Annotated in this window: 3 protein-coding genes and 1 pseudogene; 2 read left to right on the top strand and 2 right to left on the bottom strand. The window is 69.3% G+C overall.

Translation table 11 applies throughout. The annotated features are described in order from the left end of the window. The first annotated feature begins 155 nt into the window (after positions 1–155). Both ACFVGY_RS02380 and ACFVGY_RS02375 read left to right on the top strand, forming a co-directional pair. A complete protein-coding gene (locus ACFVGY_RS02380) occupies positions 156–6,713 on the top strand; it encodes an RHS repeat-associated core domain-containing protein (protein WP_385669642.1) in 6,558 nt (2,185 codons plus the stop codon). A 15-nt stretch (positions 6,714–6,728) separates the two neighbouring features. Continuing rightward, complete coding sequence (locus tag ACFVGY_RS02375) at positions 6,729–7,391, top strand: hypothetical protein (protein ID WP_385669639.1); 663 nt, start codon at positions 6,729–6,731, stop codon at positions 7,389–7,391. A 107-nt stretch (positions 7,392–7,498) separates the two neighbouring features. Here ACFVGY_RS02375 and ACFVGY_RS02370 read toward each other — a convergent pair whose 3' ends face one another. Beyond that, positions 7,499–7,720 carry a hypothetical protein gene (locus ACFVGY_RS02370; protein WP_385669866.1) on the bottom strand — a complete coding sequence of 74 codons (222 nt, stop codon included), beginning with the start codon at positions 7,718–7,720 and terminating at the stop codon, positions 7,499–7,501. A 113-nt stretch (positions 7,721–7,833) separates the two neighbouring features. After that, positions 7,834–9,026: pseudogene (locus ACFVGY_RS02365) on the bottom strand (IS110 family transposase); the annotation flags it as partial. Between the last annotated feature and the right edge of the window lie 180 nt (positions 9,027–9,206).

The following is a 9,206-nucleotide window of genomic DNA, read 5'->3' as shown; positions in this document are numbered from 1 at the left end:
GACGCGTGGCCGTCGCTGTCTCGCCCCGACGTCCGCGCGGGCGGGGGCGCCCCCGCCCCCCCCCCGCCCGCCCGCCCCCCCCCCCCGCCCCCGCGCGCCCCCCCCCCGCCCCCCCCCCCACGGCTCTCATGCACCCCTTTTCCCTTGGAGCGTTCATGTCCAGCCGTTCACCAGGCGGAGGAATCCGCCGTCGGCTGCCCCTGGCAGCCGCCCTGGCCCTAGCCCTCACGGTGCCGGGAGCCCTCGCACCCGTCGCGGTCGCAGCCGACCGTCCCGGCGCCCCGAAGGCCGCCCCGCACAAGGACGCCAAGGTCCGGGCGGTCAAGGCTCAAGGTGCCAAGGAAGCACGTGAGTTGGTCGCCAGGAACCAGGCCGCCAACAAGGCCCAGGCCGAGCGAGCCCGCCGGGAGGCCAAGGCCGCCTGGCCGAAGGCCGCCACCTTGGTCCAGGATGCCTCGGCCGCCCGGGCGGGCTCCCGACCGCTGGTCGACGTACGGCCCATCGCGCGGGTGAAGAGCCCGCTGCTCCGTGCCGGGGCCCCCGTCGGCCCGGTCGCGCCCGTCGCACCGACGCAGGCCAGCCGGGTTGGGAAGTCCATCGTCAAGGTGCTCGACCAGAAGGCAGCGGAACGGGCCGGCATCACCGGCGTGCTGTTCTCCGCCACGGCCGACACCTCCGGCCCGGCCCAGGTCAGCATCGACTACGGATCCTTCGCTTCGGCCGTCGGCGGCGGCTGGTCCCAGCGCCTCGGCCTGGTCGCCCTACCCGGTTGCGCACTGACCACACCCGAGAAGCAGGAGTGCCGCAAGGCCACCCCGGTGCCCTCGGTCAACAGCCTGGCAAACCAGACCGTGACGGCCGACGTGGCCTCACTGTCCGCCGGCCCCGCGGCCGTCTCCACGCCGACGGCCGGAAGCACCGCGCCTGCTGCTCAGGCCCCGGCCGTCTTCGCGTTGATGGCCACGGAAACGGCCTCGCCCAAGGGCGGGGGCGACTACGCAGCGACCCCTCTCGCAGCATCCTCCAGCTGGGAATCCGGCGCCTCCTCGGGCGCCTTCACCTGGTCCTACCCTCTGGCGGTCCCGCCGGCCGCGGCCGGTCCCGTGCCCGCGCTCTCCTTTTCGTACAGCACCGGCAGCATCGACGGCCGGACGGCGAACTCCAACAACCAGGGCTCCCAGGTCGGGGAGGGCTTCGACCTGACATCCTCCTACGTCGAGCGCAGGTACGGCTCCTGCGACGACGACGGACAGACCGACAAGCACGACTTCTGCTGGAAGTACGAGAACGCCTCCCTGGTCCTGAACGGCAAGGCCACCGAGCTCGTCAAGGACGATGCGACCGGCAAGTGGCGCATGAAGAACGACGATGCCTCCCAGGTCACCTGGGGCGGCGGCGCCGACAACGGCGATGGTGACGGCGAGTACTGGAAGGTCGTCACCGGCGACGGTACGACGTACACCTTCGGTCTGAACAAGCTCCCCGGTGCAGGCTCCGAGCGCACCAACTCCACCTGGACGGTCCCGGTCTTCGGCGACGACGCCGGCGAGCCGGGCTACGGCAAGGGCTCCACGTTCGCGGGCCGCTCCGAAGTCCAGGCCTGGCGCTGGAACCTCGACCTCGTCCAGGACGCGCACGGCAACGCCGCCACCTACTGGTACGCGGCCGAGACCAACAACTACGCGAAGAACAGGGACGAGACCAACCTCGCGGCGTACACCCGGGGCGGCTACCTCTCCGAGATCCGCTACGGCCAGCGCGCCGAGACCCTCTTCAGCGGGACGGCCTCGCACAAGGTCGTCTTCGACTACAAGGAACGCTGCTTCGCCGCGAGTTGCGACGACCTGACCAAGGACAACTCGGACGACTGGCCCGACGTCCCCTTCGAGGCGATATGCTCGGCGACCGAGACCGACTGCCGTGCACTCGCCCCGGACTTCTTCACCCGCAAGCGCATGAGCAGCATCAGCACGTACGCCTGGTCCACCGCGCTCGAGCCCGACGGCTACGCGCCCGTCGACACCTTCGACCTGACCCAGGAATACCTCGACCCGGGCGACCTCGGGGACACCAGTGACCAGACCCTGGTCCTGAAGTCGATCAAGCGCACCGGTAAGAACGGCGGTACGGCCGAGGTTCCGCCGGTGGACTTCACCTACCACATGAAGCCGAACCGGGTGGACGTCGACGGGGACGACATCGTTCCGCTCAACCGCCCGCGCATCAACACGATCACGTCGGAAACGGGCGCGATCACCACGGTCACGCTGTCCAACCCGGAGTGCGTGCGCGGTACGAAGATGCCGGCGGCCGAGGACGACAACTCCCTGTCCTGCTACCCGGTTTACTGGCCGATCAACGGCGGTGACCCCAAGCTCGACTGGTTCCACAAGTACAACGTCAGCGCCGTCACCGTCGCGGACCCGGCCGGACAGAACGACCTCGTCGAGTACGCCTACGAGTACGCCAACCCGGGCTGGCACTACAACGACGACCCGCTGCCCCCCGAGGACGAGCGGACCTGGTCCGACTGGCGCGGCTACGGCAAGGTCACCGCCTACACCGGCGCCACCGGCAAGACCCGCTCCAAGACCGTCAAGGTCTTCATGCAGGGCATGCGCGGGGACATGCGCAAGGGTACGAGCGAGACCCGCACCACCGTCGTCTCCGCCGTCCCGGTCACCGGGCTGACGATCCCCGACGCCAACGACGACGGCCAGTACGCAGGCTTCCAGCGCCAGCAGATCACCTACGACGGCGCCAACGCCCTCTCGGTCACCATCTCCGACCCCTGGAGCAAGGAGACCGCGAGCCGGCAGGCGTCGTACGCGAACGCCAAGGCCTACTACGTCGGCACGGCGACCGAGTACTCCCACACCCTCCTCACCGCCACCAACACCTGGCGCACCACCCGCACCGACACCGCGTACGACGACGTCTACGGCATGAAGACGCAGACCTCCTCGCACGGTGACACGGCCAAGACGGGCGACGAGACCTGCACCCGCGTCTGGTACGCCCGCAACGACGCGAAGGGCATCACGTCCCTCACCTCCCGGACACGCACCGTCGGCGCCCTGTGCTCCGTCACCGACGACAAGCTGAGCCTGCCTGCCACCTCGGCGACCCGTGGCGACGTGCTGTCCGACACGGCCACTGTCTACGACGACACCGCCGCGACCGCCTGGACGGCGAGCCAGACCCCGACCCTGGGCCTGGCCACCTGGACCGGGCGTGCCCAGTCCTACCCGGCGGCCAGCGGTACCGCCGACCGCAACCCGGCCGGCGCCGCCGGCTGGCAAACCACCTCCCGGACGGTCTACGACACGGCGGCGGCCAAGCTCGGCCGCCCGCTGACCACCATCGACGCGGCCGGGAACACGACCACCACCGCGTACACGCCCGCCGCAGCCGGTCCGCTGCAGGTCGCCGTGGTCACCTCGCCCAAACTCGCCGCCAACGGCCAGCAGTACAAGACGTCCACCTACACGGACCTGCGCGGCTCCGTGGTGCGCTCCATCGAGGCCAACATGGCCTCCACCTACAACAGCTACGACGGCCTCGGCCGGATCACCGCCACCTGGCTCCCCAACCGGGCCCAGTCCCAGTCGCCGAACCTGAAGTACGGGTACCTGCTGGAGCGCGGCAAGCAGCCGTGGACCTCGAAGGGCACCCTCGCCGCCGACGGTAGCTACAAGACCGTCTACTCGATCTCCGACGCCCTGCTGCGCCCGCTCCAGACCCAGAGCCCGTCACCGGGCGGCGGCCGGATCCTGACCGACACCCGCTACGACTCGCGCGGTCTGGCCTACGAGTCCTACGCGGACATCTGGGACAAGGACAAGGCGCCCGAGGGCGTTTACGCCCGGGCCGAGTACGGCAGCACCCCCGCCCAGACCCAGACAGTCTTCGACGGGCTCGGCCGTGCCACGACCGTGGACCTGCTGGTCTACGGGGTGAAGAAGCAGACCACCACCACCGGCTACACCGGCGACTCGACCGCCAAGACGGCGGTCCAGGGCGGCACGGCCACCCGTATGATCACCGACGCGCTGGGCCGGACGACGGAGGTCCGCACCTACGGCGGGACCACGCCTGACGACCCGGCATACGGCGGCACCGCGCCCGGTACCCCGTACACGCGCGTGAGCCACACCTATACAATGGACGGCAAGGAGGCCACGCTCACCGGCCCAGACGGCGCGAAGTGGACGTACACCTACGACCTGTTCGGGCGCACCGTCACCACCACCGACCCCGACAAGGGGAAGAGCACCACCACCTACACGGCTCTGGACCAGGTGGCGACCGCCAAGGACGCGCGCAATACGGTCCTGGAGTACGGCTACGACGAACTCGGCCGCAAGACCGGCCTGTGGGCGTCCCCGAAGTCCGACGCCACCAAGCTCGCGGCATGGACGTACGACACCGTCCGCAAGGGCTCCCCGTCGGAGGCCATCCGCTACGTGGGCGGCCTGAACGGCAAGGCCTACATCAAGTCCGTCATCGCCTACGACGTCCTCGGCCGTCCGGCGACGACCCGTCTCACCCTCCCGTCCGACGACCCGCTCGTGACCTCGGGCGCCATCACCGCGACCTCCGACCACACGGAGACCTACCGGCTCGACGGCACGCCGAACACCACCGCGTCCCCCGCGGCCGGCGGTCTGCCCGCCGAGACCCTCCAGGTGAACTACAGCGCCCTCGGCCTCCCGAAGGGGCTGTCCGGCACCACGGACTACGTCCAGAACGCGTCGTACTCCCCGCTCGGTGACATCGAGCAGCTCACCCTGGCCCGCTCCGCGGCCGTCGGCGTGCGCAAGACGTTCATCGGCAACACCTACGAGGAGGGCACCCGCCGTCTGCTGAAGTCCACGGTCAACGACCAGACCCACAACGGCATGCTGCAGGAGCTGACCTACAAATACGACCAGGCCGGCAACGTCCTGTCGATCTTCGACTCGGCCCCGCTCAGCGGTTTCACCAAGGCCGACAACCAGTGCTTTGCCTACGACGCCCAGCGCCGCCTGACCGAAGCCTGGACCCCGAAGACCGCGGACTGCGCCACCTCCGGGCGGACCGCTGCCAACCTCGACGGCGCCGCCCCCTACTGGAACAGCTACACCTACACCGCGTCCGGCCAGCGGGCCACGGAGAAGACCAACACCGGCACCCCGCAGACCCGCACCTACTGCTACGACCCGGCCCGCCCGCACGCCCTGGCGTCCACCACCACCGGTGGCACCTGCGCGGGTGTCACCCCGCAGTACACCTACGACGCTGCGGGCAACACCACCAAGCGCGCCGAGACCCCGGGCAGCGCCACCTCCCAGGACCTCGTCTGGGGCGCCGAGGGCAAGCTCGGCAACCTGACAGAGGGAGCCGCTGCCACGGACTACGTCTACGACGCGGAGGGCGAACTCCTGATCCGCCGCGACCCGGCCGGTGAGACGATCCTGTACACCGGCTCCAACGAGGTGCACCTCAAGGGCGCCAAGAAGTGGGCCACCCGCTCGTACAGCATCTCGGGCGTCAAGGTCGCGGTCCTGACCAACGAATCCGGCACCGCCAAGCTCTCCTTCGTGGCCGGCGACGCCCACGGAACGTCCTCCCTCGCGGTCTCCGCGGACGACACCCAGACGGTGTCCAAGCGGTACACGACCCCCTTCGGATCCGCACGCGGACCCGAGGCGGCCAACTGGCCGGAGGACAAGCGGTTCCTCGGCAAGCCGGAGGACAAGAGCACGGGCCTGACCCACATCGGCGCGCGTGAGTACGACTCGGCCCTCGGCCAGTTCCTCAGCGTCGACCCGGTGCTGAGCCTCGACCAGCATCAGTCGCTCAACGGCTACAGCTACGCCAACAACAGTCCGGTCACCTTCAGCGACCCGACCGGTCTCGAGAGCTGCGGCAGCTACGGCTACTGCGGTGGCGGCGGCTGGACCAACGGCAAGCACATCGAGGACATGACGGAGGACAACGAGGACTACAACGACGCCGACGACTCGATGCACGGCGGCACGGAGGACGGGGGCCAGACCTTCACGACGTACGTGGACCCGGGCGAAGACCGCGGCATCATCATGATCCGGTACTACATCCACACATACGACGCCATGTCGATGATCCCGAAGTTCCCCATGCTGCTGGGTGACAACCGCGGTCCGACCGACGACCCGAACGCCGCCTACCGGATGGTCCTCTGGTGGGACACGGCTTCCGGCGAGGTCGTCTTCAACGTGGCGCCGTCCCACACCATGCCGGGCAAGCGCACCATCTCGTCGTACGCGACCGGCGGCGCCCCTATGGAGGTGGATGTGGCCTCCCAGATGGTCCCGGCCCTCCCCATCCTGTTCGAACACAGCGCCTTCCGGACGCTCACCGGCAAGAACGTCCTCCAAGACCACGGCTCCACCTCGGAGTCCCTGAAGGTGAGCGTGCACGGCGTGCAGCCGGTCATGTGGGTCGGATCGGTCGACAACTGGCTGAACGTCACGCCCACCAAGGATTCCGTGTCCGTGAGCCGCACGGGCAACGCGTATCCGGACATGGAGGTCGTGCAGTATCAAAAGCACCAGAAGCCGCGGTGGATCGCCCACGACAGCATGGCCCACACCAGCGGCTACGATGCCCCCGACGGTCTCGACGGCCTCTTCTACAAGGACCGTGATGACCGGACGTGGGTCAATGGCACCTGCACGAAGAGCTGCTGAGATGAGGAAGCTGCTATGAGTACGGGAAGATGGCTGTGGGTCTGCCTACAGCGCTACGTCATGACCGCCGCTCTCGGCTGGGTGGCCGCGGCCCTGGTGCTGCCCGTTCTGGGCGATGATCCCTTCTGGGCGTCGTTCGGCGCGGGGCTGGGAGTGGGGCTGATCGTGGTGCCGCTCCTGACGGTCGTGACCATGGTCGTACTCGTCCTGCTGGCCGGTCGGCGGTTCGAGCCGCCGACCGGCGGTCCTTCGCGGATCCGGGGCGGTTGGCTGATCGTGCTGCCTCTGGTCCTGCTGCTGCCCGTGGCCCTGCTCGTGCCACTGCAGTACCTGATCGTGCTCGGCGCGCAGCTCGTGTACCTGGTGTGGGTGCTGCCCTGCCAGGACGCCCGCGACACGGCGGACGTGCTGCGCTCGCTCGCCGACCCGGCCGTCCCTGCGGAGCAGCGGGCCCGGATGGCACGGGCGGTCGCGGGACTGCAGGGCAGGCCGGTCGTCGAAGCCCTGGTGCAGACCTCGGCCGACGCGGAGCCGGAGGTCGCCGAAGCGGGTCTGGAGACCCTCTGCACCATCTGGCGGCGCGACGGAGTCGTCGGCGAGGACCTGCTGCTGAAGCTCGACCCGCAGGCCCAGGACCGCGTCCGGGCCCTCGGCGTCAGGGTGCGGAGCCCTTGGTGAGAACGGCGGCGATCGGCCGCGCATGACACGGCCCGGCCCTCCCGAGACCACTCGGGAGGGCCGGGCCCCTTCTCTTCCCGGGGGCGAGGAAACTGTCGGCCGCAGGGTCATGCGCTCCCGCGCGCCTCCCCGAAGGCCCCGTAATCGTGCGCCCGGTTCGCCGAGTTGGCGTCCTCCAGTGCGGCGACGCTGAACCGCAGGTACCGCTCGTCGGAGGGCGTGAAGGGGTGCCGGACCCACCCGAAGAAGGCACCCGAGGCGCGCAGTTCGCAGCCGCCGGGCGCCCCGGTGGATACCAGTCCGGTGGCATGGGGCTCCCGCAACCGCACCTACACCGCGGTATCCAGTGAGCGTTTTCAGCGTGGCCACTGATTCCCAATGGTGTTGTCAAGCGGCGGTAGTGACCCACTGTGGTCGGGTCATATCGCTGTCGCGCCTGCGCGGGCCGCAGGGCGGTCTCGAAGAGCTTGTGGTCGCGCAGGAGGGCCCAGAGCACGTTCAGGCGGCGCCGGGCGAGGGCCAGGACGGCTTGCTTGTGGGACTTTCCCTCTGCGCGTTTGCGCTGGTAGTACCGCTTCGATTCAGGGCAGTACACGGTGGCGACCTGGGCAGAGAGAAGAACATTCGCAGCAGTCGCCTGCTGTAGCGCCGGGGCCTGCGGAGGTTACCGCTGACCTTGCCCGAGTCGCGGGGGACCGGGGCCAGGCCGGCCACACCGGCGAGCCGGTCGGAGCTACCGAACACAGACATGTCTCCACCGGTAGCGGCGATGAACTCGGCGCCCAGCGTCATGCCGATGCCGGGCATGCTGGTGATCACCTCTGCGTCGGGATGCTCCCGGAACCGGGCCTCGATCTGGGCTTCGAGCTCCGAGATTTCTTCGTCGAGGGCCGTCACCGCTGCGGCCAGCGTGTGGACCATCCGCGCGCAGGTCCTTTCCCCGGGAACGACGGTGAACTGGGCTTCTCCGGCGGTCACCGCGGCCTCGGCGGTGCTCCTGGCAGCGGTGCTGGTGCGCACGCCGTGGTTCTTCAACCAGGTCATGAGCCGCGACCGGCCGATCCTTCGCAGGGCTGCCGGAGTTTGGTAGCCGGCCAGCAGAATCAGCGCGCTCTTGGAGGTGCTCAGATCGAAGGCACGCTCCAGGGCAGGGAAGTACTCCAGCAGCTGCGCGCGGAGGCGGTTGATCGCGCGAGTGCGGTCGGCCGCGAGGTCGATCCGGCGCGCGGTCAGAATCCGCAGGTCTCCTGCGATCTCACCGAGCTCCTGCAGAGGCTGCAGGTCACGGCGCATGCGGGCGGTGTCGGCGATGATGAACGCGTCCTTCGCGTCCGTCTTCCCGCTGCCCCGGTAGGCCGCTGAGGCGTGGTGCACGGTCCGGCCGGGGATGTAGAGCAGCTTCTGGCCGTGGTTGACCAGCAGCGCGATCCACAATGAGGCCCCGCCAGCGTTCAGGTCGACGGCCCAGGTGACCGGGCCGCCGTCGGCTATCCCCAATACGTCACCGAGGAGTTCGAGCAGTTCAGCCTCGCTGTTTGGCACACGCCGCGACAGCAGCGTCGTCCCGTTGGCGTCGATGACCGTGCAGTGGTGCTCGGCCTTCCCGGCGTCCGTCCCGGCCCACAATTCCGGCACCGATCCTCCTCCGACGTGGTGTTGTGTCCCAGCAGACGACCTCGCCGACGCATCCATACGAGCGATTCAGTTCGCGTATCCCAATTACTGAACTTGAATTCGTGATGTCGGTCAGTCGTCCGTGATCAGGCCGGTGCCGGCCAGGCAGCCGTCGACCAGGTCCGGGCGGTACTGGATCTG

The organism is Streptomyces sp. NPDC127106 (assembly GCF_042677605.1).
In the GTDB taxonomy this organism is placed as follows: domain Bacteria; phylum Actinomycetota; class Actinomycetes; order Streptomycetales; family Streptomycetaceae; genus Streptomyces.
Note: the sequence above shows the minus strand (reverse complement) of the source record. Positions and strands in the feature narration are given on the sequence as shown.